The following is a 26,913-nucleotide window of genomic DNA, read 5'->3' on the forward strand; positions in this document are numbered from 1 at the left end:
GCATTGCCCAGACCTGCACCCTGCTTCGGCAAGCCCGCGGCCCCGCTCTGGCGACTGCCATCAGGCTAAGGCCCTCAGGCCAATGCCATCCGGCTAATGCCAGCTGCCGTCGGCCACGCCGTTCAGGCGCCGCCACTCCAGCCAATCCTGCACCGCCTGCGCCACCCACGGACCATCGTCCAGGGGTAAATCATGGCCCGCCTGGGCATGCAGACGCAAAGGCGCACCCCAAGCCCGGCTGATGGCTTGTGAGCAGCGCCAGTCCACCAGGCCATCGGCCTTGCTGCACAACAGCAACATGGGAGGCACGGGCTGCAAGCCACTTGCTTCGAATTGCATCGCCGCCCAGAGCTGGCGCGCCGTATTGCGCAAGCCCACCGGGCGCTGATTGCGCAAAGCCACCCACTGATCCAGCACCGCCTCGGGCTCACGCTGCAGTCGCGTGGTCATGCCCAGTACCTTGGCCTCACGCTGGCGATTGCTCAAGCGACTCAAGCTGAGCAGAAAAAAGCTCAGATAGTTCAGCGGCCGCAGGCGCCGGTAAAACGGGCTGAAGGGCCTGAAGCTGGTATTGATCAGCACGCCTGCGCGGATCTCTTCCGGGTAGCGCCGCGCCCATTCGCTGGCCACCATCGCGCCGAGCGACATCGCCAGCACATGCACAGGACCTATCACCCCGCGCCCGCGCAACTCCTGGCGGCAGAACTCCACCATGTCCGACACCCGCAAGGGGCTGGCCACTTGGTTCAGCACCCCGTTGCCGGGCAGATCCAACATCAGCAGGCGAGCACCCGGCTGCTGCGATTGCAGCGCCGGCTCCAGCACATTCGGAAACGCACCCCAATGCCCGCTCTCGCGCGCCAAGCCGCGCAGCAAGACCCAGACCGGCGCGGATTCGTCTGCATTCATGCTCATCAGACCTTCACTCCAGGTTGATCTCCGCGTTGATACCAGCGCAATAGGGCGCGCCGCTCCTGCTCGGCGCGCTGCTCCGGCTGCGGCAACCAGCGCGGCATGCCAGCAGCGGCGCGCAAAAGAAAGTCTAACCAAGCCAAGTGGCGCCGCAAAACCCGGCGGTGCCGATGCCCAATCTGCGGATTGAACATGCCGTGCTTGGTGAATAGTTGGCGCGGATTTTTCTTGACCCACAGCCAGGAGCCCATCTCCAGCGTGAGCGGCAAAAAAACCTGCTCGGCGCGCGCACTGGCCTCGGTGTAGAGATAGTCCCAGAGGTCGCCATGGGTCAGGTATTGCCGACTCTGCGGCTCGAAGACGTAAGCATGTTGAGCGTGGGTCTGATCAAGGATTTCACACAAGGCATGCATCTCGGCCAAGTGCGCGATTGGCTGGGCCGTGTGCGCGAAGGGAAACCAGATCCGGTCCGCCAAGCCAAAGCCGGAATGGCAATCCACCGTCAACACGTGTTCATGCGTAAGCAACTCGCGCCGCACACAGTCGCACAAAGCTTGGCTTTCCTGCTCCATCGCCGCCCCGGCTGGGCCGCGATACCAGGGCAGTTTGGCGCTCAGGCGCTGGCCGCCAACAAACAAGGGCACCTGGGCCGTCGATTCAAGCGGCGCATTGCGCATCAAATCCACGCCCGCCGGATTGGCCCGCGTGCCGCGCCACAAGCCACCCGGATTGACGAGCGGCATGAAGACAATGCGCACCGACTCCAGCAACTGATGCAGGCTGCTGTCCCAGCGCAGGCGCGACACCAAGCTCGCCAGAAAGGCCATCACCAATTCCGCGCCGATGCGCTCCAGGCCGTGAACACCACCGAAAAAACCAATGGCAGGGACCTGCGGGCTGGGGTTGCCCAGGCACAGCGCCAGCAAAGGAAACGTCCGCCCGCCCACCTGCACATCACCCAGGTGTTGGCGCTGCACATGCTCAGCACCCTGCTCACACAAGCGCTCCAAGAGTTGCAGTTCTGGCAAGGCGGCGACGACTGGGCTCACACGGGAATGCCGGGCAAGGGCATGAATGGAGGTGACGAGCCATGCCGGCGGCAAGGCGGCTAGCAGCATAGCGCGCCAGAGGCCAGCGCCCTAGCGCACATTCCCAACGCTGTGACACGAAACCGTCATCGATGGCGCCTAGCCTGCCAGACATCGACGGAACCACCGAGACAGCCACGCCATGCATCAAACACCGTTCAATCGCCCCCACAAGCGTTCGCAGCTCTGGGCCTTGACGCGTGAAATGCTCAGTGGCCTGGTGGAAACCTTGGCGCTGCTGCGGGCGCGATGGAGTTCGTCGCGCTAGGACACCTCAAACGAAGAGGCAGAACCGGGCAGGCAGATTGAGTATTGCGCAGGAAGGCGGTGCTGCCACAAGCGCTGCGCAATTAGCGCAGTAGACGCATCAGACGCAGTCAGCGCGAGGTCGGTCGGCTCAGCGCGTTATCAGGCAAGAGGCAAGCCTCGGCGACTTGCAGATTGTTGTCGCGGGCAAAGTTCATGACGAAATCCCAGGCCATGGGCTCCAGGCCGCGGAGCTCTTCATTCACGATCACGCACTTCACGCCATTGATGACGCGCGGCACGCACAGCGGCGAGTAGCCGATGTAATCCCCAATGCCACCACGCACACCGCCGGGGCGAAAGCAGGACATGGCACCCGCCAGACGCTCGGCCCAATCGCTAGGGCGAAAGGTCTTGCCATCCGCGGTCAGGCCTTGGATGAAGACTTCTCTCGGCTTTTCAATCGGCTTCAGGGGCTGGCTCATGGATTTGGCGGCGGGGCTGCCAGCTTCGGTAGGAGCTGGCCGGCGCGGATACAACGGTTGGATGACGGCCCGTATTGTGCCTTGGATGTGCTGCGTTGCAGCACGCACCGCGCCCAAAGTGACCCGACAAAGTCACACCGAGGCATCAAAAGCGGGCCCAGTAAGCCGCATGAAAGGGGCACATGAATCGGCCCCGCCGCAGCGCATTCAGCACTGCACCTTAGAATCAGTCTGGCCTGGCAAGCTCGAATTGACTTCAGCCCAAAGCCATGGCCACAAGACCTGACCCCAGGTCATTGATCCAACCTTTTGTTTTTCCATTTGGAGAGTTGATGAACGCGCCTGTCGCCGCACCGTCTGTACCGTCTGAGCCTCATGTCATGCAAACCTATGGCCGCTTAGCCCTTGCCCTGTCGCATGGTCAAGGCTGCTGGGTCTGGGACGTGAACGGCCGACGATACCTGGACGGTCTGGGTGGCATCGCCGTCAACACCCTGGGCCACGGCCACCCCCGCTTGGTGCCGGCGCTGCAAGAGCAAATCGCCAAGATGATGCACTGCAGCAACTACTACCATGTGCCGCTGCAAGAGCAATTGGCTGCCAAGCTGTGCGAATACTCCGGCCTGGACGTGGCCTTTTTCTGCAATAGCGGCCTGGAAGCGAATGAAGCTGCGTTGAAGATCGCGCGCAAATTCGGCCATGACCGCGGCAATCACCAGCCCGAACTGCTGGTGTTTGACGGCGCATTCCACGGCCGCTCCATTGCCACCTTGTCGGCCACCGCCAACCCCAAGATCCACGCCGGCTTCGGCCCGCTGGTGGAAGGCTTTGTGCGCGTGCCCTTGAACGATATTGCGGCAGTGGAAGCAGCCCTGAAGGCGCACCCGAACATCACCGGCATCTTCCTGGAAACCATTCAGGGCGAAGGCGGCGTGAACCCAGCGCGCATCGAGTTCTTGCAAGACCTGCGCCGCGTTTGCGACGCCCATGACATCTTGCTGATGCTGGACGAAGTGCAATGCGGCATCGGCCGCACCGGCAAGTGGTTTGCCCATCAATGGGCCGGCATCAAGCCGGACGTGATGCCGCTGGCCAAGGGCCTGGGCTCGGGCGTGCCGGTGGGCGCCGTGGTCTGCGGACCGCGCGCGGCCAAGGTGATGCAACCGGGCAATCACGGCACCACCTTTGGCGGCAACCCGCTGGCAATGCGCGCCGGGGTCGAGACGCTGAAGATCATGGTCGAAGACGACTTGCTGGCTAATGCCGCCAAGGTCGGCGCCGAGCTGAAGGCCGCCCTGAGCCAAGGCTTGGCAGGCGTAGACGGCGTGGTGGAAGTGCGCGGCCAAGGCCTGATGCTGGGCATTGAGTTGGCTCGCCCCTGCGGCGCCCTGCTCGCCCGCGCAGCCGAAGCCGGGCTGATGATCAGCGTCACCGCCGACCGCGTCGTGCGCCTGGTGCCAGCCCTGATTCTGAGCAGCGATGAAGCCGCGCAGATCGCCGCCATTCTGGTGCCCCTGATCAAAACCTTCCTCGCGGAGCCGCAAGCATGAAGCCCGGATCCACATTGATTCGCCACTATCTGCAGTTCAAGGATTTGCGCGCCGAGGAGTACGCGCATCTGTTCGAGCGCGTCGCCATCATCAAGCGCCGCTTCAAGAACTACGAGCGCTATCAGCCCCTGGCTGACCGCACGCTGGCGATGATCTTCGAAAAGGCCAGCACCCGCACCCGGGTCAGCTTCGAAGCGGGCATGTACCAGATGGGTGGCTCGGTGGTGCACCTGACCACCGGCGACAGCCAGCTGGGCCGCGCCGAGCCGATCGAAGACAGCGCGCGGGTGATCAGCCGCATGGTGGACATCGTCATGATCCGCACCTTCGAGCAGACCAAGATCGAGCGCTTCGCGGCGCACTCGCGCGTGCCGGTCATCAACGGCCTGACCAATGAGTTCCACCCCTGCCAGATCCTGGCCGACTTGTTCACCTTCATCGAAGCGCACGGCATGAACCGCCGCGGCATCGTGGATGTGGACTGCCTCAAGGGCCGCGTGGTGGCCTGGGTGGGCGACGGCAACAACATGGCCAACACCTGGCTGCAGGCGGCGGAGATTCTGGGCTTCACCGTCCATGTCAGCACGCCCAGCGGCTATGAGGTCGACGCCAAGGTGGCCGGCATCCAGAACAGCGACTGCTACAAGGTCTTCAAGAACCCGCTGGACGCCTGCCGCGGCGCCGATCTGGTCACCACCGATGTGTGGACCAGCATGGGCTACGAGGCCGAGAACGACGCCCGCCGCGCCGCCTTCGCCGACTGGTGTGTGGATGCCGAGATGATGGGCGTGGCAAAGCCGGATGCCCTTTTCATGCACTGCCTGCCGGCCCACCGTGGTGAGGAAGTCACTGCAGAAGTCATCGACGGCCCCCAATCCGTCGTGTGGGATGAGGCTGAGAACCGCATGCATGTGCAAAAGGCGCTGATGGAGTACCTTTTGCTCGGTCGCATCGGCTGACGTATCGGCTGACGTATCGACCCAGGTCCGGGCGGCTCAGCCGCCCAGCCTCGCCCCAGGGGCGGCCCCTGCAAAAGGCAAAATTAGCCGCCCCCGACTCGGGTGATCCATCAGGCGGGTGTCAGCGTTTCATGGCAAGCTCTGCCCATGAAAATTGCGCTGATCTCCGACATCCATGCCAACCGTGAAGCTTTCAGCGCCGTGCTGGATCATGCCCAAGCTCAGGGCGTGAGCGACTATGCCCTGCTGGGCGATTTTGTGGGCTATGGCGGCGACCCCGCCTGGGTCGTGGATCGCGTCCGCGAGCTGGTCGACAAGGGCGCCGTGGCGGTGCTGGGCAATCACGATCAAGGTGCCGTGCAAGGCGTGGCCCCCACGATGAACGAAGAGGCCCGCGCCGCCGTGGCCTGGACCCACGATCAACTGAACGATGAGCAGCTGGCGTTTCTGGCCCAGCTGCCGCTCAGCGTGACGCAGCAAGACCGGCTCTATGTGCACGCCAACGCCTATGCCCCCGGCGGCTGGGCCTATATCCAGGGCCGCATGGAAGCCATGCAGAGCTTGCAAGCCACCAGCTGCCGCTACACCTTTTGCGGCCATATGCATGAGCCCATGCTCTACCACCTCTCGGGCACCGGCAAGGCGGGCGAATTCACACCGGCGCCGGGCACCGCCATTCCCCTGCTGCCCAATCGCCAGTGGCTGGTCATCCCCGGGTCCTGCGGCCAACCGCGCGACGGCAACCCGGCGGCTTGCTACGCCATCTTCGACAGCGCCAGCGGCGAGTTGAACTTCCAACGCGTGCCTTACGACTTTGAAACGGCAGCCCAACGCATCCTCAAAGCCGGCCTGCCCGAGCGCCTGGCTCATCGCCTGAGCCAGGGCCAGTAACTCCGCCATCAGCCTGCCAAACCAGCCATGCCAAACAGCCCCAGCGGACCAGTCAGCCAACTCCCTCCCATCGGGCCTTTGGAACCCGGCCTGGTGCTGGACGGTTTCCGGCTCGAAGAGCGCCTGCACCAAGGCGGCATGGCCAATCTCTGGAGCGTGACCCGACTCAGCCCGGTTGCCGGCGAAGACTTCCCGCTGATGATGAAGGTGCCACGCATCAAGGGCGGCGAAGACCCGGCCACCATCGTCGGCTTCGAGGTCGAGCAGATGTTGATGCCCGCCCTCAAAGGCCGCCATGTGCCGCGCTTTGTGGCGCGTGGCGACTGGACCCGCCAAGCCTATATCGTGATGGAGCGCATCGAGGGCGAATCCCTGCGGCCACGCCTGGACGAGGCGCCGCTGCCGCTGGAAGAAGTCATCACCATCGGCATTCAGGTGGCCACCGCTTTGCAAGACTTGCATCGCCAGCATGTGGTGCATCTGGACATCAAGCCCAGCAATATCCTCATCAAGGCCAATGGCGATGCAGTGCTAGTGGACTTCGGCCTCTCGCGTCACGAGCATCTGCCCGATTTGCTCGAAGAAGAGTTCGCACTGCCTATGGGCACCGGGCCCTATATGTCGCCCGAGCAAGTGCAGTTTGTGCGCAACGACCCGCGCAGCGACCTGTTTGCCCTGGGCGTGATGCTCTATCACCTGGCCACCGGCGAGCGGCCCTTCGGCCAGCCCAACTCGGTGCGCGGCCTGCGCCGCCGGCTTTACGTAGAGCCGGTGCCGCCGCGCGCCATCAACCCCGATTTACCGGCGTGGTTTCAGGAATTGGTGCTGCACTGCCTGGAGGTCAAAGCCGAGCGGCGCTACCAAAGTGCCGCGCAACTGGCGCTGGACCTGCAGCACCCGGAAGGCATTGTGCTGACCAAGCGCGCCGAGCGGGTGAACACCAGCAGCAGCATCAAAACACTCAAGCGCTGGTTCTTTGCGCTGGGCGCCGAGCCCAGTGTCCAGATCAGCACCAGCGTGCAAGTCTCCCGCAGCCCCATCATCATGGCCGCGGTGGATATTGAAAACGCCACCTCGGCCCTGCTGGAGCAGTTGCGCGAAACGGTGCGCCGCATCGTGCAGACCGAACCCGGCGCGCGCCTGGCCTGCGTCAGCGTGATGAAGGTGGCCCGCATCGGCATGGATGAGCTGACCGATAAGGAAGGCAAAAGCGTGCACGTCAAGCAGCTGATCGCCCTCAAGCATTGGGCCCGGCCGATCAGCAAGGCGCTCAATCTGGAAGACGGGCGCCTGACCTTTCATGTGCTGGAAGCGCCCGACGCGGCCACCGCCATCATCGACTTTGCGGCCAAGAATGGTGCCGACCACATCGTCATGGGCGCCCGCGGCGCCTCGGCCTTGAGGCGTTATCTGGGCAGCGTTTCGGCCCAGGTGGTGACGCAATCGGACTGCAGCGTCACCGTGGTGCGTGAGGCAGCACCAGCTGGGCGCTAAGCAAGATCAGCGGGCCAAGCACGCTAAGCTGGCGGCATGAGTACCGACAACCCCTGCATCAGCTGCGGCGCCTGCTGCGCCAGCTTCACCGTGGACTTTGCCCAGCAAGAACTGCAAAGCGAAGGCGGCTGTGTGCCCGACGGGCTGACCGTCACCGTCAACGACAGCCTCGCGCGCATGCGCGGCACCGACCATGTGCGCCCGCGCTGCGCGGCGCTGGTGGGCACGGTGGGCGTCAAGGCCAGCTGCGGCATTTACGAATGGCGCCCTGCGCCTTGCCGCGAGTTCGGCCTGTGCGCGCCCATGGGCCGCGGCGATGAGGCCTGCGCCAGGGCGCGCACCCGCCACGGCTTGTCGCCGCTAAGCTGAGGCGGGCCGCCCTGCCCTTCTTCCCAACAACTCACTCAACGCAAGATGCGCGTGCGCTGCTCCGCGCTCTGGCGCTGCGTATTGAGCCACTCCAGCTTGGCGGTATAGCTGGCCTTGTCCTTGGGCGTATTGCTATTGGCCACGGCCTGGCCCAGTTGCTGGCGAGCCAAGGCCAGATCGCCCAAGCCATAGCTGGCCAAGGCGGCCCAGAAATGAAACTCGGCCACAAAGGCGGAGCGCGCAATCTCCTTGTCGAAATAATCTCTGGCGGCCTTGAAGTCAGCCCCGTGCATGGCCAGCACACCCAGGTCGAAATAGCGATAAGGCGGATAGGGCTGCAAAGCCTTGAGCTGCAGGGCCAAGGCTTCGCTTTCCTGCACCTTGCCAAGATCATTCAGGACCAGCACCAGATTGGACATGGCTTGTGCATTACCCGGCTCCTGGGCCAGCACATAACGCAGCGGCGCCTCGGCTTGCGCCGATTGACCGGCGCGCCGGTAAATCACCGATAAGGTGTTGTAGGCCGCCATCAGCTTGGGGTCTTGCACCATGGCTTCGCGCGCCCACCAGTAAGCCTCGTCCATCTGATTGGCGATCAGCGCCTCGGCCGCGCGGTTATTCATATACATGGCGACGATGGTGTTCTCGTCGATCACCCGGGTGCGCTGAAAGCGGCGCTGCTCGGCCGGCAGAAAGTCAACCGTCAGCAAGTCCGCATCGCCATGGGTGCGGTGCTGCTCACCCAAGCGCTTGCCCAGGCTCAGATTGACGTGGCCGCTGAGCACAAAAATGCCCTCGCTGCGGGTCCAGAACTCATCCACGAAAACACTGTGGTAGCTCAAGGGCAGATCCAGCTGCTTGGCCAGCGCCGCCGTCATGATCACCAGGGACAAGCAGTTGCCACGTTTGGCCTCAAAGGCTTCCGCCGCATTGCGGGTGTAGCTGGAGTCATATTCCAGCATCAGCTCTGACTTGAGGTAGAGGGCATCCAGCAAGCCCTGGCGGCTGCCCTTGCTGCGCAATTGCGCGGCAATGTCCTCATCCAGATAGCGCCGCATGGCCGGGCTGAGCGCGAATACTTGCCCAGGCTGTATGGGCTCGGCCAGCGGCTTGAACAGCGCGTCGTGAAAGAGCTGCGGCTGCACCCGCGCGGGCGGCGCGCTGGCGCATCCTAGCAAGCTCAAGCTCACCACAAAGAACAAGCACTGGCACAGACACTGCCAGACGGTAAACAGCACAGACCTCGGCGTCATGATGGACCTCGCAAACCGGGACAAGCCTGCTTCAATATTAGTGCAAGCCCCGCCTTGCTGCCGGAAGTTAGGCCCTCGTCATGGGCCGGGCCATGCGCCTAGTCAAGCGCCTCCACAAACACCATCGCCGTCCTGGCCGGCAGCGTGAACTGACCGCTAGCGCGCTCATAGCGGGCTTGTGCGGCCGGGCGCGAATCGGCCGCAGCGGGCGCCAAATGCACGGGATGCAGGCGATAGGCGCGGCCGGCCAATGTCGGCAGGCTCAAGGTCTGAGCCTGTTCGGCCGCGTTGATGAAGTACAACAGGCCTTTGAAGCCCGCGCCCGGCCAGCCCTGGCCGTCGAGGCTGGCAGCCAGCACCAAGGGGTTCTGTGCCGAGCCGGTGTTGTGGAACACCAGGCGCTGCTGCACCGCCGCGGCCGTGGGCAGGCGGAACAGGCTGGAGCTGGCGCGGATCTTCAGCAAATCGCGAAAGGCATCGCGGGTCCAGGCAATGTCTTGCGGGCGCGGCTTGATGGCGGGGTCGGCCAGCAAGGGCTTCATCCACTCGAACATGGTGCCGTTATCGGCCTGGGGCGGCAAGCCCGCGCCGAAGCCGTTGTCGCGATAGGTCCAGTCCAGGCGGTTGAACCAATCGCCGGAGTCATAACTATTGCGGTCCAGCGATTTAGAGCGCAAGACATCGATGCCGGCATGAAAGTAGGCGATGCCTTGGCTGAAGGCCGTCAGCGCCGCGCCCAGCACTTGCACGCGGGCACGCTCGGCGCTGCTGGTGGCTTGCGGCAGCTTGAGCACATGGATATCAAAGAGGGTCTGGTTGTCGTGGTTCTCCACATAGTTCACCACCTCGCCGGGCTGAGACACATAACCGGCAGGCTGGCCGGCATAGTCGATCTCGGCCAGGCGCAGGGTTTGGTCCTGCCATGTCTGCAGGCGATAGTCGCGCAGCGAGCCGACCAGCCCAACGCGCAGCAGATCGGCCGCCTTGAGCAAATCACTGGTCGGGCGGGCTGACGCTTTCATCGCTTGCGCATTCGGCGCCGTGACCAGGCCGTTGAGCCAACCTTGGTTATGAAGCAGCGCCACGCCCCCATCACCCGCGCTGCCGCCGCGGGCCGCATCCCGCGCCCGGTCGCTGAAGGTGGCAATGCCGCTGCCGTTGAGCGAGAGCTGCGAAGCCTGCACAAAGCGCGCGCCGTTCGCCACCTCACCAAAATTCCAGCCCTCGCCCATCAGTTGCACTGGGCGGCCAGCCGCTGAGTTGACCCGCGCCTGCAGCGCCTCCATCACCGCACGCGGCTGGTGGGCCATCAGGTCAAAGCGGAAGGAATCGATGCGGTACTCACGCGCCCACAGCGCGACCGAGTCCAGCATCAGCTTGGCCATCATGCGGTGCTCGGTGGCGGTATTGGCACAGCAGGTGGACTGCTCCACCTCGCCGCTGGCGTTCAGGCGCTGGTAGTAGCCGGGCACGATGCGGTCCAGCACCGAACGCGCATTTTGGCCGGACGCAGCGGTGTGGTTGTAGACCACATCCATGCCCACCCGCAGGCCCATTTTGTGCAGGGCCTGCACCATCTGCCGGAACTCGATGATGCGGCGCTCGCCCTGCATCGCACTGCTGGCATAGCTGCCCTCGGGCGCGCTGTAATGCCAGGGGTCATAGCCCCAGTTGAAGCAGTCCTGGCCGGCCACGGCCATCACCGCCGCTTGCTGGGCCGGGCTATCGGCGGCGGCCTTGGGCACCTGGGGCGTCTTGCAGCCGGCTTCGGGGATGGTGGCAATGTCGAAGACCGGCAACAGATGCACATCCGTCAAGCCCGCGTCGGCCAAGGCTCGCAAATGGCGCATGCCATTCGATTCACCCTCGGTGAAGGCCAAATACTTGCCCCGCTTAGGCCGCGGCACCGTGCGGTCGCCAATGGAGAAGTCGCGCACATGCAGCTCATACACCACCATATCGGTGGCGTTTTTGACTCGGGCGCTGGCGTGCGCTTGCGCGTCCCAGCCTGCGGGCTTGAGCCGGGGCGACTGCAAATCAACCACCAGGCTGCGCGCGGAATCTTGGCTGAGGCTCAGCGAATAGGGGTCGGTCACCAAATTACGCACCAGGCCAAGGCCAGGCACCCAAACCTGCACGGCGTAGCGGTAGTACTGTCCGCTCAAATCGGCGGGCAGGCTCAGCGACCAAGTCCCCGTGCCACCCTCCCAGCGCATGGCCTGCACCGCCATAGCCTTGGTGCTGCCGCTGGCATAGCGGCACAAGCTGACCGCCTGCGCCGTGGGCGCCCAGAGTTTGAACAGGGTCTGTGCCGCGCCCACGCTAACACCCAAATCAGGCAGATCGGCAGCGCTGGCATAGAGGTCATCCAGCGCGCCCGGGGTCTGCAGGGCGGTATAAGCCAGCACGCGGCCCGCCGCGTCTTCTTGCACCAGCAAGACTTGCGCTTGCAGCAAGGCGGCCAGCTTGGCTGAGGTCGATTGGGCGTCAAGCCTATCTACTGCCACGCTCAGGCGCGGGCCGGCAGCAATGAACTTGAAGCGTTCGGCCAAGTCCTGGGCCAAAGGTGCTTCGCTGCGCTGCAGGGCTACGACCTCATCGGCCCCCTGCACCGGCTCGCCCACGCGCACTTGCAAGGCGCCCACGGCCGAGCGATAGAGTTTGAAGCGGCTGCCGGCAGGCTCGCCCTGCCCCGGCCATTGCAGCTGGCTGCGATCCAGCCAATAGGCACGGGCGGGGATGGGCTCTGCAAGGCCCGACCGAGTTTGCACCTGCGGCTGCAGCAGCTGCGTCAGCGGGCCATCGCACACCGCCTCCGCTTTGTCTTGGGCCTGGGCCAGACCTGCCTGCAGCATGAGGGCCAAGCCCAGGCCCGAGCCGATGAGCGACAAAGATCGGGACAGATGTGGGGGCAAACCAGAGGCCATCATTGCAAGCACCATAAAAGTAGCAAAACTACATACACTCTAGAAAGATTGGATTTTGCATGGCAAACCGCCTCATAGGCAAAATCCATTTGCAAGTAATTTACCTACTTATCCAAGAAGGAATGTCATGCCAGTTCGCTGCCCGCCCACAGCCCCCAGCCAAATGCCGCGTTGGCCAGCTGCCGCCTTGGCCGCCAGCCTGCTGAGCCTAAGCAGCCTAGCTTCACTGGCGCAAGCAGAAACGAGCAAGGCATCTGCAACTGCGCACAGCAAGGCCGTCGCAGCGCCAGCCTCGTTCGCTGGCCGCATCCAAGCCAAGCGCGACTGGCGCCAAGGCAGCTTCATGGAAATCTTCGTGCGCGGCTACCAGGACAGCGACGGCGACGGCATCGGCGACCTGCGCGGCCTGACCCAGCGCCTGGACTATTTGCAAGACCTGGGCATCAGCGGCATCTGGTTAATGCCCATCACCCCCAGCGCCGACCGCGACCACGGCTACGCCACCACCGACTATCGCGGCATCGAAGCCCAGTACGGCAGCATGGCCGACTTTGAAGAGTTGCTGCACCAGGCCCACCGGCGCGGCATCGGCGTGATCGTCGACTACGTCATCAACCACAGCGCCGCCGAGCACCCCTTTTTCCAAGAGGCCGCGGCCGACCGCAACAGCCCCTACCGCGACTGGTTTGTGTGGCAAGATCCGGCACCCACCGGCTGGGACATCTGGGGCAAGAACCCCTGGTATGCCAATGCGGCTGGCGGCCACTACTTCGCGACCTTTGGCGCGCCGATGCCGGACTTCAATCTGCGCAATCCGGCCGTGGTGGACTATCACCGCGCCAGCATGCGCTTCTGGCTGGACAAGGGCCTGGACGGCTTCCGCCTCGACGCCGTGCCGCACATGATCGAGAACGACGCCGTGCGCTGGAACGACCAGCCCGAGAGCCGCCAACTCACGCTGGAATTCCAGCAGTTGATCAAGTCCGCCCCGCAACGCTACAGCGTGTGCGAAGCCACCGCCAACCCGCAAGCCTATGCCGACACCAAGGTCTGCGGCAGCGCCTTCGCCTTTGGCCTGCAATACGAGGTGATCAAGGCCGCCAAGGGTGAACCCAAGGCGATTCAGGCCGTGGCCGACTATTTCAAGACCGCACCGCTCAGCATGGCCACCATGCTCAGCAACCACGACATCTTTGCCGGGCAGCGCCTGTGGGACCAAATGCAGGGGCAAACTCAGCCGGTCAAGCGCTACAAACTGGCGGCGGCCACCTATCTGCTGCAACCCGGCATTCCTTTCATTTACTACGGCGAAGAGATCGGCATGGCCGGTGTGCCGGGCCTGGAGGGTGACGAGCCCTTGCGTGCGCCCATGAGCTGGACGGCGGATGCCAAGGGTGGCTTCAGCCCGGCCGGCAGTAGCAGCCAGCCCTTCCGCCCACTGGCCCCCAACCGCCTCAGCCACAATGCCCAAACCCAGGCGCAAGACCCCGACTCCATCCTCAACTTCTACAAGGCCATGCTGCAGCTGCGCAATCAGCACCCCGCGCTGACACAGGGCAGCTATGTCCACCCTCAGGTCCAGGGTCAGGTCTTGCGCTTTGAGCGAAAGCACGGCGCCGAGCGCGTGCTGGTGGTCATCAACTATGGCGAGCAAGAAGCCACACTTAGGCTGCGCGACCTGAAGCCAGGCACCCGGCTGGCGCCACTTTACCCGGCAGGCGCTGCGCGGCTGAGCGCCAAGCCCTTGACGCTGGCGCCTTTGTCGCTGCAGGTCTATCGCCTTCAAACCCCCAAGCACTGATACGCCATGCCTCGTCTATTTGCTTTGTTCCTACGCCGCTTGCGCAGCGCTGTGCTGCCGGCGCTGCTGCTGAGCCTGGGCGCCAGCGCTACCCTCAGCGCTGTTGCGCAGGGCCCTGCCGCCACCGCACCGCGCGCCGATCGCATCGAGCCGCCATCTTGGTGGGTGGGCATGGCCGAGCCTCGCCTGCAGGTGTTGATCCACGGCCCTGGTGTCGGCGCCCTGCGCCCGGCGCTGAACTACCCCGGCGTGCGCATCGCAGGTGTGCAAACAGTGGCCAGCCCGAACTATCTGTTTGTGGATCTGGATATCTCGCCACAAGCTAAGCCGGGTGAACTGCCGCTCTTGCTGCAGGCTGCGCAAGGCAGCCAAGCGCCATTGCGAATCAACTATTCACTGCGCCCCCGCGCCCCAGGCTCGGCCCAGCGCCAGGGCTTTGGCCCCAAGGACGCCGTCTACCTGCTGGTGCCGGACCGCTTTGCCAAAGCAGGCGCCAACAGCGCCCCGGCCGGCATGCGCGAGGCCGAGCAGCGCAGCGATCCGAACGGGCGCCACGGCGGCAATCTGGCGGGCCTGCGCCAGCATCTGGACTACATCGCGGGCCTGGGCTTCACGCAGATCTGGCCCACTCCGCTGATCGAAAACAATTCGACCAAGGCCAGCTATCACGGCTATGGCGCGACGGACTTCTACCGCATCGACCCGCGCTTTGGCAGCCAAGCCGACTATCAGGCCCTGGTGAGTGAGGCACGCGAGCGTGGCCTGGGCGTGATCCAAGACATCGTGCTCAATCACATCGGCAGCAATCACTGGTGGATGGCCGATCTGCCCGCGCCCGACTGGCTCAATCAATGGCCTGAGTACACCCAGACCCAGCATGCCCGCAGCACCTTGCTGGACGGCCATGCCGCGCCGAGTGATCGCCGCTTGTTCACCAACGGCTGGTTCGTACCCGAGATGCCCGACCTCAACCAGCGCCATCCCCTGCTGGCCAACTACCTGACGCAGATGAGCGTTTGGTGGGTGGAGCAGGCGGGGCTGTCCGGGCTGCGCGTCGACACTTTCTCCTACTCGGACAAGCAATTCCTGGCGCGCTGGTCGGCCCGGCTGATGCAGGAGTATCCGAATTTCAATCTGGTCGGTGAGGAATGGAGCCCCTCGCCCGCCATCGTGGCCTACTGGCAGCGCGGCAAACGCAACCACGATGGTTATCAGACCGCCATGCCCAGCATGATGGACTTCCCCCTGCACGGCGCCTTGCTGGCCGGGCTGACGCAAGACGAATCCTGGGAAGGCGGCCTCAACAAGCTCTACGACGCCCTGGCTCACGACTTCCTCTACCCCGACCCGGCCCAGCTGATGCTGTTCACCGGCAATCACGACACGCCGCGCCTGTTCACCGCACTCAAGTCCGACCCGGCGCTATTCAAGATGGCGATGCTCTACCTGGCCACGGTGCAGCGCATTCCGCAGTTCTTTGCCGGGGACGAGTTGCTGCAGACCAGCCCGGCCCAACGCGATGACGGCGCCGTGCGGGCCGACTTCCCCGGTGGCTGGGCGGGCGATGCCGTCAATGCCTTCACCGGCCAAGGCCTCAGCCCCGCCCAGCGCGAGGCGCAGGACCTGGTGCGCCGTTTGATGAACTGGCGCAAGCAGTCCACCCTGGCACAGCGCGGTGAGTTGATGCACTACACCCCCAAGGACGGCAGCTATGTGCTGTTCCGCCATCTGCCCGGGCAGAGCCGCAAGCTGATGCTGGTGTTCAACAAGAACACAGCGCCCATCAGCCTGGACACCCGCCGCTTTGCCGAGATGCTGACGCCCCAATCGAGCGGCACCGATGTGCTCAGCGGCGCGCGCCATGCCCTGGGTCAGACCTTGCAAGTGCCCGCGCGCAGCGGCCTGCTGCTGGAGGTGGACAACTAAACAAAAAGGCCGGGCCTGAAAACAGGCCCGGCCCGGCTGAACTCAACCCTGCAAGGATCAGCCCGGCAAATTCAGCAAAGCCAGCGGCGCACGCCCGCTGGCCGCGCTGATCAAGCCCAGCACGCGAGCCGACTCGCTGCTGACCATCTCCCAGGTGAAGCGCCAGCCCCAGTTGCCGCCCAGCACGCCGGGCACATTCATGCGGTGCGCGCTGTCCAGGCCCAACACATCCTGCATCGGGAACACCGCCATATTGGCCACCGAATTGCAGCAAGCGCGGATCATCGCCCAGTGCACATCATGGGCGCCGCAAGCCAGGTAGGCGCCTGCGAAAGCACGCTCACGCGGGCTGGCCTTGTCCCACCAGCCGCGCACCGTGTCGTTGTCATGCGTGCCGGTATAGGCCACGCATTCACGCGGCCACATCTGCGGCAAGAACTCGTGTTGGCCGTCGCCACCGAAGCCGAACTGCAAAATCTTCATGCCGGGGAAGCCACAGCCCAGGCGCAGGGCGTGCACATCCTCGGTGATGAAGCCCAGGTCTTCGGCCACGATGGGCAAGCTACCCAAGGCCTTCTCGATGGCTTCAAACAGCGCCCGGCCCGGCCCTGGCAACCAGCGGCCCTGCTTGGCATCTGGGCTGCTAGCTGGGATCTCGTAATAGCCGGCAAAGCCACGGAAGTGATCGATGCGGAACACATCGGCCTGGCTCAAGGCCCGGCGCACCCGCGCCGTCCACCAAGCGTAGTCCTCGGCCGCCATGCGGTCCCAGCGGTACAGCGGGTTGCCCCAGCGCTGCCCCTGCGGGCCCAGATCATCGGGCGGCACGCCGGCCACAACGGTGGTCTGGAAATTTTCATCCAGCCAATAGAGATCGGGCCGCGACCAGCAGTCCGCGCTGTCATGCGCCACAAAGATGGGCAAATCACCCATGATGGACACGCCCTTGCTATTGGCATAACGCTTCAATTCAGCGCTCTGCAGATCGAACTGCCACTGCACAAAGCACCAGAATTCCAGCTCGGCCGCATAGTCCTTGCGCACCTGGGCAATGGCCGCGGGCTCGCGCCGCGCCAGCTCAGGCTGCCATTCCCACCAAGGCTGGCCTCCCAGCGGCGCACGGATGGCCATGAAGAGCGCATAGTCGTCCAGCCAGCTTTGCTGCTCGGCACACCACTGCGTGAAGGCTTGTCGGTCGGCCGCACTGGCGCGGGCCGCAAAACCGGCTGCCGCCGCACGCAGCTGCTGCTCACGCCAGGGCAGCACATCGCCGTAATGCACATGCAGGGGGTCAAAGCCGGCCGCAGGCAGGCTAGGCTGGGCCAACCAGCCCTTGGCGACCAAGGGCTCCAAGGCCACCATCCACTGGCTGCCAGCGAAGGCCGAGACGCCTTGGTAAGGGCTGTCGCCCGGGCCGATGGGCGTGGTGGGCAGCAGTTGCCAAATTGTTTGACCGGCCGAAGCCAGCCAGTCGACGAAATGAAAAGCCGCCGGGCCAAAGTCACCCATGCCATGCGGGCCGGGCAGCGAGGTGATGTGCAGCAGCACACCGGCGGAGCGTTGATTGAGGTTCATGGTCTCAGGGCTTTCTTCTCAAACATGGCGCAGCACCAGGAGGCTGCGCGCGGGAACATTCAGGTGGGCAATGGACTGAGCGGTGGGCTGAGCTATGGGCTGAGCTGTAGGCTGAGGGCTGGTCTGAACAGCCGATATTGGCATGGGCGCCGCATCCTGCGGCAACTCGCCACTGCTGTCCAAAACCAAGCGCCACGCCCCCAGGCCAAAGGCAAAAGCCTGCGACTCGGGCTCGGGGTTGAACAAAACCATCAGTCGCGGCGTGGCCGCAGACTCTGCGGGTTGGCGCGCCTCAAAAAACACGGCTGCAAAAGCGGACTGCGAAGCATCGAACCAATCGTGCTGCTGCATCTCCGCACCGCGTGGCGAGAACCAGCGCAAGCTGGGGGCCGAGGCCTGAGTTGCATCAGATGAAGCCGCGGCGAACCACTGCTCATGCCGCAGCAAGGGCTCGGCACGGCGCAGCGCCAGCAGCGCGGCGACAAAGGCTTGCGTGTCGCTCTCAGCCTGCGCCCAGTCCAGCCAAGTGATGGCATTGTCTTGGCAGTAGGCATTGTTATTACCGCCCTGGCTGTTGCCGATTTCGTCACCCGCACACAGCATGGGCGTGCCCTGGGCCAGCAGCAAAGTGGCCAACATGGCGCGGCGCACCCGCAAACGTGTGGCGCGAATGGCGGCGTCCTCGCTCGGCCCCTCATGGCCGAAGTTGGCGCAGAGTTCGCCGTCGCGACCATCGCGGTTGTTTTCGCCATTGGCGTGGTTGTGCTTGTGCGAATAGCTCACCACATCGGCCAGCACATAGCCGTCATGCACAGACACAAAGTTCACCGAAGCCGTCGGCCGGCGCGCGCCATGGTGGAACAAATCGCTGGAGGCCATGAAACGCCGCGCCAACTCGCCGCGACTGACGCTGGGCTGCTGCGAGCGCAGCCAATAGCCGCGCACCGCGTCGCGGAACTTGTCGTTCCAATCCAAAAAACGCCCAGGGAAGCGGCCGACCTGGTAGCCCTCATGCCCGGCATCCCAGGGCTCGGAGATCAAATGCACCTGGGCCAGCACCGGGTCCTGACGCAAGGCGGTGAAGAAGGCGGCCTGCGGGTCAAAGCCATGATGCGTGCGCCCCAGCACCGGCGCCAGATCGAAGCGGAAGCCGTCCACGCCCATCTCCGTCACCCAGTAGCGCAGCGAGTCCAGCACCAGCTGTGCCACGCGTGGGTGAGCGCAGTTCAGGGTGTTGCCGCAGGCGCTGACGTTTTCATAACGGCTTTTGTCGTCTGACACCAAGCGGTAGTAGCTGCGGTTGTCCAGCCCTCTGAAACTCAAGGTCGGGCCGAACTCATTGCCCTCGGGCGTGTGGTTGTAGACCACATCCAGCACCACCTCCAGGCCTTGCGCATGCAGCTCGCGCACCATGGCGCGGAACTCCTCGCGCACGGCGGCCGGGTCATCGCGATGGGCGCGCTGCGCCAGGCGCGGGTCAGGGCTGAAAAATCCGAGGGTGTTGTAGCCCCAGTAATTCGGTTTACCCAAATCGGCGAGATGCGGCTCATCGATATGAAAGTGCACGGGCAGCAAGGACAAGGTGGTGACACCCAGGGCTTTCAGATGCGCCACCGAGGCGGGGTGCGCCAGGCCGGCATAGCTGCCACGCAGGGCCTCGGGCACGGCTTGCAGCTGCTGCGAGAAGCCCTTCACATGCACTTCGTAAAGCACCAAGTCAGCGGTGGCATGGCGCGGCGCGTTCAGGCGCGGGCTGCTCTCAGCCGGCAAGGCTTGCGCCACCCTCGCCTTCAGCGCTTGCAAGGCGTTGTCGCGGGTGTCGAATGAGCGCGGGCCGTCCGGATGGCCCAGCTCATAACCGTGCTGCTCTGGCGCCCAGGCGAAGTGGCCGACGATCTCGCGGGCATAGGGGTCGAGCAAGAGCTTATGGGCATTGAAGCGATGACCCTGCTCGGGGCAATATGGCCCATGCACCCGCAGGCCGTAAACCAGCCCCGCGCCCAAGCCCGGCAAAAAGCCGTAGAACACCCCGTCATCAGGCCCCAGCAAGGCATAGCGGCGCAACTCGCGCTGGCCGGCGCCATCAAAGATGCACAGCTCAATGGCCGTGGCCGATTCGGAGAAGACGGCGAAATTGACCCCGCCGTCGCGAGGCGTAGCGCCCAGCGGCTCATGACGGCCGGCTTGCAAACATTCGGGCAAATGGCGACTCATGCGCGAGGCTCCAACAAAAAACGCAGGGGTTGCGCCAAACGGCTGGACCAGGCGCGCTCGTTGTGGCCCTGGCCCTCGAAAACCTGGCTCAGAACCCGAGGCGGTTTGTGCCCCAGTTCCACCATCAACGCGTCAACCTGGGCCTGCGCCTGATCGTAGAGTGCATCGAGTTCCACCGTGCCGCGGTCCATGTACAGCCGGCATTGGCCGGGCGGCGGCAGCTTGCGCCGCAGATAGGCCAGAGCAGCAGCTGGAATCTCAATATTGCGCTCATGTCCGCCAATCCAGTGGGTGCTGAGCGCGGCGGCGGCACCAAAGACCTGCGGATACTCGCACAAGCCATAAACACTGATCATGCCGCCCATGCTGGAACCCATCAAAAAGGTGGATTCGCGCCCGCGCTCGGTGGCATAACGCGCATCAACAGCAGGCTTGAGTTCTTCCACGATGAAGCGCAGATAGGCATCAGACAGGACTTCCGATTTCAACCGCTCGGCCCGGTAGCGCTGCATGACGGTCGAGTCCGGCAAAGCGTCGGCATAGGCCTTGGGGAAGAACTCCGCATGGCGCTGCTCAGGGCGGTTCCATATGCCCACAACGATGAAGTCGCGCAACTGGCCCGCTGCGATCATGGGCGCGGCGATCTTGTCCACACACCACGCTTGGCCGTTCCAAGTGCTGCGCGGATCGAACAGCATCTGGCCGTCATGCATATAGAGCACGGCATGTGGGCGGCGGCCGTCATAGCTCGGCGGCAGCCAGACTTCGACCGGGCGCGCCGGCACGAACTGAGAAGGGAACGCCGACCAGCGTTCCAGCCGGCCCGATTGCACCTGCTGCTCGCTGGCGCCGGGCGCCGTGGGCGCCACGCTAGCGGCGCCCAGTGCCATGCCACCCGCCAGCGCCGAGGCGGCAAGCACGCAGCAATCGCGTCGAGTAATCATTGGGATGCAAGTCCTTCAAGGGCAGACGGCCCCTTGGGCAACGCCGCTAAAAACAAGGTCGCCAGCGGCGGCAGAGTCAGCTCAAGATAGCCGTCACGCGCGAGCAGCTGTGCATCAAGATTGCCTAGATTGCTGCCGCCGTAATGCGCGGAATCGGTATTGAGAAGCTCCCGCCAAGCCTGTGATGAATCAAAGCCCTTGGGTAATGGCAGACGGTAGCTTGGGCGTGGCAGCGGCGTGAAATTGCAGACCACCAGGACCGTGGCGCCGACTCCACCACCAATTTCCGATGCGCCCTCCTCATGCCTTGCCCAGGCCAGCACCGACTGCTCGCGGTCCTCGGCCTGCAGCCACTCAAAGCCCGCTGCCTCGCAGTCCAGGCGGTGCAGCGCGGGGGTATTGCGGTAGAGCTGATTCAAGTCGCGGATCAGGCGCTGCACGCCCGCGTGGCGCGGGTCTTCCAACAATTCCCAGGGCAAGGACTTGGCCTCGTTCCACTCGCTGCTCTGGGCAAATTCCTGGCCCATGAAGAGCAGCTTCTTGCCCGGGTGGCCCCACATAAAGCCGTAGTAAGCGCGCAGATTGGCGAACTTCTGCCAGGCACTCGGGTCGCTGGCGTCGCCAGGCATCTTGCCCTGCATGCTGCCCTTGCCATGCACCACTTCGTCGTGCGAGATGGGCAGAACAAAGTTCTCACTGAAGGCGTAGACCAGGCCGAAGCTCATCTTCTCGTGATGCCAGCGCCGATGAATCGGGTCTTCCTGCATATAGCGCAAGGTGTCGTTCATCCAGCCCATATTCCACTTGTAGTGAAAACCCAGGCCGCCGGCATAGGTGGGCGCCGACACGCCGGGGAAGCTGGTGCTTTCCTCGGCCACGGTGATGGCGCCCGGGGTCTCGCTGCCGAGCACCTCGTTCATTTTCTTCAGCAGCGCGATCGCCTCCAGGTTCTCGCGCCCGCCCAGGGCATTGGGAATCCACTCACCAGGTCGGCGCGAATAGTCGCGGTAGAGCATGGAGGCCACCGCATCCACCCGCAAACCATCCACGCCCCAACGCTCGATCCAGTAGAGGGCATTGCCGACCAGGAACTGGCGCACCTCGGCACAGCCGAAGTTGTAGATCAGGGTGTTCCAGTCTTGGTGAAAGCCTTCTTTGGGATCGGCGTATTCGTACAAATGCGTGCCGTCGAACTGGGCCAGGCCATGCGCATCGATCGGGAAATGCGCCGGCACCCAGTCCAGCAGCAGCCCCAGGCCGCGCGCATGGCAAGCCGCCACAAAGCGCGCGAAGCCCTCGGGCGGGCCGAAGCGGGCCGTTGGGGCATAAAGCCCCAAGGTTTGATAGCCCCAGGAGCCATCGAAGGGATGCTCGCTGATGGGCATCAGCTGCACATGGGTGAAGCCCAGCTCGGCGGCATAACTTGGCAACTGCTCGGCCAGCTCATCCCAGCTGGGGAAGCGCGGGCCACCCTCGGCCGCCCTGCCCTGGCGCCAGGAGGCGGCATGCACCTCGTAAATGCTGATGGGGGCCTGGCGCGCGTTGGCAGCGGCACGGCCTGCTGGCAAAGCGGTGGGGGCCGGCAGCGTGCCGACCACGCTGGCATTGTCCGGCCGCAGCTGGGCCGCAAAAGCAAACGGGTCGGCCTTAAGCGGCAGCAAGCCGCCCTGGGCATCCAGCAACTCGAATTTGTAGAAGTCCCCGGGAGCCGCATGGGGAACAAAGATCTCCCACACGCCAGCGACGTGGCGCAAGCGCATGGCGTGGCGGCGGCCGTCCCAGTTATTGAACGAACCCACCACGCTGACCCGCCGCGCATTGGGCGCCCAGACGGCAAAGCGCACGCCGCTGACCGAACCCAGACTCAATACATGCGCGCCCAGCACGGTGTAGGGGCGCGGATGCTCGCCGCGCGCCAGCAAGGTCAGATCCTCATCGCTGAGCTGGGGGCCGAAGCTATAAGCATCGGCGTAGACCTCGCTATGCCCGTCTGCCCACTGCACTTGCAGCCGGTAGTCAAAGCGCTGCTTGCGGCGCAAGGCCTGGCCTTCGAAGAAACCGGCCGCATCGCGCTGGGCCAAGCTCGCGATGCGGCGGCCGGTCTTCGCGTCCAGCACCGTCACCGCCTGCGCGCCGGGCAGCAAGGCGCGCAGCCACAGCCGCCCCTGCGCATCGGCATGCAGACCCAGCACGCTGAAAGGGTCGGCATGCTGGCCGTTCAGCAAGGCCTGGAGATCGGTGGAGGCAAGCATCGCGCGGTCTGTCCCTTCTCTTTTGCTTCTTGTCGCTCTTGTCGCTCTTGTCGCTCTTGTCGCGCCTATTGCGGCGCCGTCATCTTCACCGCAAGGCGGTCAGCCGAGCAAGCGCAAGCTGGCCAAAAATCAGGCCCAAAATCCGCCCATCATCAAGCCAGACTCTCACGTGACCACACCCGCGCCACATACTCCTCAATCGTGCGGTCCGACGAGAAGGCGCCCATGCCGGCCACATTGAGGATGGCGCGCTGGCTCCAGGCGGCAGGCTGTTTGAACAAGGCGTCCACCTCGGCTTGCTTGGCCAGGTAGTCGGCAAAGTCGGCCATCAGCATATAGACATCCTGGCCCAGCAGCTTGTCGACCAGCACGCGGTAGCGGTCGCGGTCACCGAAGGAGAAGGCGCCGTTGGCGATGGCCTCGATGACGGCCTTCAGTTGCGCATTGCTCTCCACATACTTGCGCGGCTCATAGCCCTGCTGCTTGAGCTGGGCCACCGCCTCGGTGCGCAGGCCGAAGACAAACATATTCTCCACGCCCATGGCCTGGGCCATTTCGATATTGGCGCCGTCCCAGGTGCCGATGGTCAGCGCGCCGTTGAGGGCGAACTTCATATTGCCGGTGCCCGAGGCTTCGGTGCCGGCGGTGGAAATCTGCTCTGACAAATCGGCGGCCGGGATGATGATCTCGGCCAAGCTAACGCCGTAATTCGGCAGGAACACCAGCTTGAGCTTGTCGCCCACGCGCGGGTCGCTATTGATGACGCGACCCACATCGTGCGCCAGCTGGATGATGGATTTGGCCATGTGATAGGCCGAGGCCGCCTTGCCGGCGATGACCACGGTACGCGGAGTCCAGTCGGCCTGCGGGTTGGCAACAATCGCCTGGTAACGCGCGATCACATGCAAGATATTGAGCAGCTGGCGCTTGTACTCGTGGATGCGTTTGATCTGCACGTCGAACAGGCTGTCGGGGTTCAGCGCCACGCCCAGCTGGCTGCGCACCAGATCGGCCAGGCGCTGCTTGTTGGCGCGCTTGACGGCCAGGAACTGCGCGCCAAAGCCCACATCGGCGGCCAGGGGCTTGAGCTGCTGCAGTGCCATCAGGTCTTGGCGCCAAGTGCTGCCGATGCGGCCATCAATCAGGGCCGACAAACTGGGATTGCATTGCTGCAGCCAGCGACGCGGCGTCACACCATTGGTGACGTTATGGAAACGGTCGGGGAAGAGGCGATGGAAGTCGGCAAAGATGGTTTGCACCATCAGCTCCGAATGCAGGGCCGCCACGCCATTGACGCGGTGCGAGGCCACGATGGACAGAGCCGCCATGCGCACGCGGCGCTGGCCGCCCGAACCGGCGCCATGGCCTTCATCGATCAGCGAGACCCGCTGCAGCAAGCCGGTGTCACCAGGGAAGCGCTGCGCCACCTCGGTCAGAAAGCGTTGATTGATCTCGTAAATGATTTCCAGATGGCGCGGCAGCAGCTGCTCGAACATCTGCACCGGCCAGGTCTCCAGCGCCTCCGGCATCAGGGTGTGGTTGGTGTAGGACACGGCTTGGCGGGTGATGGCCCAGGCCTGATCCCAGCCCAAGGCATGCTCATCCACCAGCAAGCGCATCAACTCGGCCGGGGCCAGGGCCGGATGGGTGTCGTTCAAATGGACGGCATTGCGCAGACCCAACTCCTGCAAAGGGGCGCCCTCGCGCAGATGGCGGGCGATCAGGTCTTGCAAGGAGGCGCTGGTCAAGAAGGCCTCTTGCTTGAGGCGCAACTCGCGCCCGGCCTCGGTGCTGTCGTCCGGGTAGAGCACCCAGTTCAGCGCGTCGGCGGCCACGCGGTGGCGGGCGGCGCCCATGAAGTCACCTTCGCAGAAGGTGGCAAAGTTGATCGGTGCGGCGGCACTTGCATGCCACTGGCGCAGGGTCGAGACCCGCTCGCTGTGGTGGGCCGGCACGATGAAGTCATAGGCTTGCGCCTCCAGCACCTCGGCCGGCTGCCAGCGGCGCGCGCCGCCGTCCTCCACCACCACCCGGCCGCCGAAGCCCACGTGGTAGCGCAGCTCAGGGCGCGGCACCTCCCAGGGCTGACCCAAGCGCATCCAGTCGTCCGGCATTTCAATCTGGCGGCCGTCTTGAATGCCCTGGGCGAACATGCCGTACTGGTAGCGCAGGCCGTAACCGAATGAGGGCAAGCCCAGCTCGGCGAAAGAATCCAAGAAGCAAGCCGCCAGGCGGCCGAGGCCACCATTGCCCAGCGCCATATCGGGCTCACGCTCCAGCACATCGCTGTATTGCAGGCCTTGAGCGGCCAGCAACTCGCGCAGATCGCCATCCAGACCCAGCGCAGCCAAGGCGTTGGAAAGCGCACGGCCCATCAAGAATTCCATCGACAGGTAATGCACCCGGCGCACCGGCGCCTCGGCGCCGCGCTTGGCGTCGGCCAATTGGGTCTGCGCCCAGCGCAAGGCCAGCACATCGCGGGTGGCGGTGGCGGCGGCGCGCAAGGCGGTCTGTGCGCTGGCTGTGCCACCGGACAGGCTCATCTCGCGCTCAAAAGCACTGGCAAAGGCGGCGCGAAGCGCGGCGCGCGCTTGGGCTTGGGTCTGTTGGGCTGGTGTTGCTGAAGTCATGGCATCCATCGTGGTCAAAACCCTGGTCTTGAGAATCATGCTTAATCCCGGCCCTCGCCGCCTGGCGAGGCAAGGCCTCACAGCCTCCGGCTGGAAGCTTTGTAGCCAGTATCGCTGACGGCAGAAGATTTGTGTAGTTTCACTACATGCAAAACAACAAATCCCAGCAACAGGCCCTTGATCTTATTTATGCACAGTTCAAATCTGCCGGGTAATTGCTGTTGTTCAACTACAAAGCAAACGTTATATTCGAGCCAAAGAGAACAATGACTGGAGACAGCAGCGTGGCAGATGTTCAGCTTCAAGGCGTGGCCAAAGCTTTCGGCGATGTGACGATTTTTCAGGGCATCGACCTGCATATCCGGGACGGCGAGTTCATGGTTTTCGTCGGCCCCTCGGGCTGCGGCAAGTCCACTTTGCTGCGCTCCATCGCGGGGCTGGAAGAAATTACCGGCGGTGAGTTGCGCATCGGCGGGCGCGTCGTCAACGATGTGCCGCCGGCCGAACGCGGCATCGCCATGGTGTTCCAGTCCTATGCGCTCTACCCGCATATGAACTTGTTTGACAACATGGCCTTCGGACTCAAGCTGGCCAAAGTGCCCAAGCCAGAGATCGAAAGCGCTGTGCGCAATGCCGCCAAGATCTTGCACATCGAGCATTTGCTGGATCGCAAGCCCAAGGACTTGTCGGGCGGCCAGCGCCAGCGCGTGGCCATTGGCCGCGCCATCGTGCAAAAGCCCGATGTGTTTTTGTTTGACGAACCGCTCTCCAACCTCGACGCCGCCCTGCGTGTGCGCATGCGTTACGAGTTCGCCAAGCTGCATGAAGACCTGAAGACCACCATGGTCTACGTCACCCACGATCAGGTGGAAGCGATGACGCTGGCGGATCGCATCGTGGTGCTGTCGGCCGGGCGCATCGAGCAAGTCGGCACGCCGCTGGAGCTGTACGAGCACCCCGACAACCTTTTTGTGGCCGGCTTCATTGGCTCGCCCAAGATGAATTTCATCGAGGCGGAAGTCGTGCAGGGCCGGGCTGACGAGGTGCTGCTTCGCCTAGCCGGTGGGGCATCCATCCGCGCCCTGGTGGACGGCAGCAGCGCCAAGCCTGGAGACAAGGTCAGCTTAGGCATCCGCCCCGAGCACTTTGTGGTGGGCGCCACTGAGAACGTGATTCAGGCCACCGTCACCTTTGTGGAGTCCCTGGGCAGCGCCACCCACGCCTATTGCGCCTTCCCCGGTGTGGAAGACGCGCTGACCTGCGAATTCGATGGCCGCACCAAGATCCGCACCGGCGACACACTGAGCCTGAGCCTGCCGGCCGAGGCCTGCTATGTCTTCAATGCCCAGGGTCAGGCCTTGCGCCGCCAGGGCTGGTCCGCCGAGGTGGCCGCATGA

At 64.2% G+C, this 26,913-nt stretch carries 19 protein-coding genes; 9 read left to right on the forward strand and 10 right to left on the reverse strand.

What is annotated here, in order from left to right; genetic code table 11:
- Window positions 1-93 precede the first annotated feature (93 nt).
- Together AABB87_RS03585 and AABB87_RS03590 are read right to left on the reverse strand one after the other, a co-directional pair.
- Window positions 94-915, reverse strand: coding sequence for an alpha/beta fold hydrolase (locus tag AABB87_RS03585; RefSeq protein ID WP_341969875.1), 822 nt, complete (start codon window positions 913-915; stop codon window positions 94-96).
- A complete protein-coding gene (locus tag AABB87_RS03590) occupies window positions 915-1,961 on the reverse strand; it encodes a M14 family zinc carboxypeptidase (protein ID WP_341969877.1) in 1,047 nt (348 codons plus the stop codon). The genes AABB87_RS03585 and AABB87_RS03590 overlap by 1 nt, the downstream gene beginning before the upstream one ends.
- A gap of 181 nt (window positions 1,962-2,142) precedes the next feature.
- Between AABB87_RS03590 and AABB87_RS03595 the strand changes: the two genes are divergently transcribed.
- Entirely contained in the window at window positions 2,143-2,268 is a 126-nt protein-coding gene (locus AABB87_RS03595; protein ID WP_341969879.1) for a hypothetical protein, read from the forward strand.
- Window positions 2,269-2,377: 109 nt separating this feature from the next.
- On the opposite strand, the gene AABB87_RS03600 is transcribed toward AABB87_RS03595, so the two are convergent.
- Entirely contained in the window at window positions 2,378-2,731 is a 354-nt protein-coding gene (locus tag AABB87_RS03600) for a DUF3579 domain-containing protein (protein ID WP_058720015.1), read from the reverse strand.
- A gap of 332 nt (window positions 2,732-3,063) precedes the next feature.
- Between AABB87_RS03600 and AABB87_RS03605 the strand changes: the two genes are divergently transcribed.
- From AABB87_RS03605 to AABB87_RS03625, 5 genes are all read left to right on the forward strand, one after another.
- Complete coding sequence (locus tag AABB87_RS03605) at window positions 3,064-4,281, forward strand: aspartate aminotransferase family protein (protein ID WP_341969880.1); 1,218 nt, start codon at window positions 3,064-3,066, stop codon at window positions 4,279-4,281.
- On the forward strand, window positions 4,278-5,240 hold the full coding sequence (gene argF, locus AABB87_RS03610) for an ornithine carbamoyltransferase (protein WP_341969881.1): 963 nt from the start codon (window positions 4,278-4,280) through the stop codon (window positions 5,238-5,240). The genes AABB87_RS03605 and argF overlap by 4 nt, the downstream gene beginning before the upstream one ends.
- Window positions 5,241-5,387: 147 nt before the next feature.
- Window positions 5,388-6,131, forward strand: coding sequence for a metallophosphoesterase family protein (locus AABB87_RS03615; protein WP_341969882.1), 744 nt, complete (start codon window positions 5,388-5,390; stop codon window positions 6,129-6,131).
- 27 nt (window positions 6,132-6,158) lie between these two features.
- Entirely contained in the window at window positions 6,159-7,625 is a 1,467-nt protein-coding gene (locus AABB87_RS03620) for a serine/threonine protein kinase (protein WP_058720019.1), read from the forward strand.
- Window positions 7,626-7,661: 36 nt separating this feature from the next.
- Entirely contained in the window at window positions 7,662-7,994 is a 333-nt protein-coding gene (locus AABB87_RS03625; protein WP_341969884.1) for a YkgJ family cysteine cluster protein, read from the forward strand.
- Between the two features lie 35 nt (window positions 7,995-8,029).
- Here the strand turns inward: AABB87_RS03625 and AABB87_RS03630 are convergent, their stop codons facing one another.
- The gene (locus AABB87_RS03630; protein WP_341969886.1) at window positions 8,030-9,247 is read right to left on the reverse strand and encodes a tetratricopeptide repeat protein; all 1,218 of its coding nucleotides are present in this window, start codon (window positions 9,245-9,247) and stop codon (window positions 8,030-8,032) included.
- Between the two features lie 98 nt (window positions 9,248-9,345).
- A complete protein-coding gene (locus AABB87_RS03635) occupies window positions 9,346-12,138 on the reverse strand; it encodes an alpha-1,6-glucosidase domain-containing protein (RefSeq protein WP_341969887.1) in 2,793 nt (930 codons plus the stop codon).
- A gap of 199 nt (window positions 12,139-12,337) precedes the next feature.
- On the opposite strand from AABB87_RS03635, the gene AABB87_RS03640 reads away from it, so the two are divergent.
- Together AABB87_RS03640 and AABB87_RS03645 are read left to right on the forward strand one after the other, a co-directional pair.
- A complete protein-coding gene (locus AABB87_RS03640) occupies window positions 12,338-13,975 on the forward strand; it encodes an alpha-amylase family glycosyl hydrolase (protein WP_341969889.1) in 1,638 nt (545 codons plus the stop codon).
- Window positions 13,976-13,981: 6 nt separating this feature from the next.
- A complete protein-coding gene (locus AABB87_RS03645; RefSeq protein ID WP_341969891.1) occupies window positions 13,982-15,901 on the forward strand; it encodes a glycoside hydrolase family 13 protein in 1,920 nt (639 codons plus the stop codon).
- Window positions 15,902-15,958: 57 nt separating this feature from the next.
- On the opposite strand, the gene malQ is transcribed toward AABB87_RS03645, so the two are convergent.
- From malQ to AABB87_RS03670, 5 genes are all read right to left on the reverse strand, one after another.
- Window positions 15,959-17,476 (reverse strand): 4-alpha-glucanotransferase, encoded by a 1,518-nt coding sequence (malQ, locus tag AABB87_RS03650; RefSeq protein WP_341969892.1) that lies wholly within the window; start codon window positions 17,474-17,476, stop codon window positions 15,959-15,961.
- Window positions 17,477-17,494: 18 nt separating this feature from the next.
- Window positions 17,495-19,690 (reverse strand): glycogen debranching protein GlgX, encoded by a 2,196-nt coding sequence (gene glgX / locus AABB87_RS03655; protein ID WP_341969893.1) that lies wholly within the window; start codon window positions 19,688-19,690, stop codon window positions 17,495-17,497.
- Complete coding sequence (locus AABB87_RS03660) at window positions 19,687-20,634, reverse strand: alpha/beta hydrolase (RefSeq protein WP_341969895.1); 948 nt, start codon at window positions 20,632-20,634, stop codon at window positions 19,687-19,689. Before AABB87_RS03660 ends, glgX begins: the two co-directional genes overlap by 4 nt.
- The gene (gene glgB, locus AABB87_RS03665) at window positions 20,631-22,886 is read right to left on the reverse strand and encodes a 1,4-alpha-glucan branching protein GlgB (RefSeq protein ID WP_341969896.1); all 2,256 of its coding nucleotides are present in this window, start codon (window positions 22,884-22,886) and stop codon (window positions 20,631-20,633) included. The genes AABB87_RS03660 and glgB overlap by 4 nt, the downstream gene beginning before the upstream one ends.
- A 152-nt stretch (window positions 22,887-23,038) precedes the next feature.
- The gene (locus AABB87_RS03670) at window positions 23,039-25,516 is read right to left on the reverse strand and encodes a glycogen/starch/alpha-glucan phosphorylase (RefSeq protein ID WP_341969897.1); all 2,478 of its coding nucleotides are present in this window, start codon (window positions 25,514-25,516) and stop codon (window positions 23,039-23,041) included.
- Window positions 25,517-25,800: 284 nt separating this feature from the next.
- Here AABB87_RS03670 and AABB87_RS03675 point away from each other — a divergent pair, with 284 nt between their 5' ends.
- Window positions 25,801-26,913 carry an ABC transporter ATP-binding protein gene (locus tag AABB87_RS03675; RefSeq protein ID WP_341970263.1) on the forward strand — a complete coding sequence of 371 codons (1,113 nt, stop codon included), beginning with the start codon at window positions 25,801-25,803 and terminating at the stop codon, window positions 26,911-26,913.

Source organism: Roseateles sp. PN1, from assembly GCF_038419725.1.
GTDB lineage: Bacteria > Pseudomonadota > Gammaproteobacteria > Burkholderiales > Burkholderiaceae_C > Paucibacter_A.

Coding starts and splice junctions, on each gene's coding strand:
- AABB87_RS03625 (WP_341969884.1), top strand. CDS start 7,662: ATGAGTACCGACAACCCCTGCATCAGCTGCGGCGCCTGCTGCGCCAGC.
- AABB87_RS03585 (WP_341969875.1), bottom strand. CDS start 915: ATGAGCATGAATGCAGACGAATCCGCGCCGGTCTGGGTCTTGCTGCGC.
- glgB (WP_341969896.1), bottom strand. CDS start 22,886: ATGCTTGCCTCCACCGATCTCCAGGCCTTGCTGAACGGCCAGCATGCC.
- glgX (WP_341969893.1), bottom strand. CDS start 19,690: ATGAGTCGCCATTTGCCCGAATGTTTGCAAGCCGGCCGTCATGAGCCG.
- malQ (WP_341969892.1), bottom strand. CDS start 17,476: ATGAACCTCAATCAACGCTCCGCCGGTGTGCTGCTGCACATCACCTCG.
- AABB87_RS03660 (WP_341969895.1), bottom strand. CDS start 20,634: ATGATTACTCGACGCGATTGCTGCGTGCTTGCCGCCTCGGCGCTGGCG.
- AABB87_RS03595 (WP_341969879.1), top strand. CDS start 2,143: ATGCATCAAACACCGTTCAATCGCCCCCACAAGCGTTCGCAGCTCTGG.
- AABB87_RS03615 (WP_341969882.1), top strand. CDS start 5,388: ATGAAAATTGCGCTGATCTCCGACATCCATGCCAACCGTGAAGCTTTC.
- AABB87_RS03605 (WP_341969880.1), top strand. CDS start 3,064: ATGAACGCGCCTGTCGCCGCACCGTCTGTACCGTCTGAGCCTCATGTC.
- AABB87_RS03630 (WP_341969886.1), bottom strand. CDS start 9,247: ATGACGCCGAGGTCTGTGCTGTTTACCGTCTGGCAGTGTCTGTGCCAG.
- AABB87_RS03670 (WP_341969897.1), bottom strand. CDS start 25,516: ATGACTTCAGCAACACCAGCCCAACAGACCCAAGCCCAAGCGCGCGCC.
- AABB87_RS03600 (WP_058720015.1), bottom strand. CDS start 2,731: ATGAGCCAGCCCCTGAAGCCGATTGAAAAGCCGAGAGAAGTCTTCATC.
- AABB87_RS03620 (WP_058720019.1), top strand. CDS start 6,159: ATGCCAAACAGCCCCAGCGGACCAGTCAGCCAACTCCCTCCCATCGGG.
- AABB87_RS03645 (WP_341969891.1), top strand. CDS start 13,982: ATGCCTCGTCTATTTGCTTTGTTCCTACGCCGCTTGCGCAGCGCTGTG.
- argF (WP_341969881.1), top strand. CDS start 4,278: ATGAAGCCCGGATCCACATTGATTCGCCACTATCTGCAGTTCAAGGAT.
- AABB87_RS03640 (WP_341969889.1), top strand. CDS start 12,338: ATGCCGCGTTGGCCAGCTGCCGCCTTGGCCGCCAGCCTGCTGAGCCTA.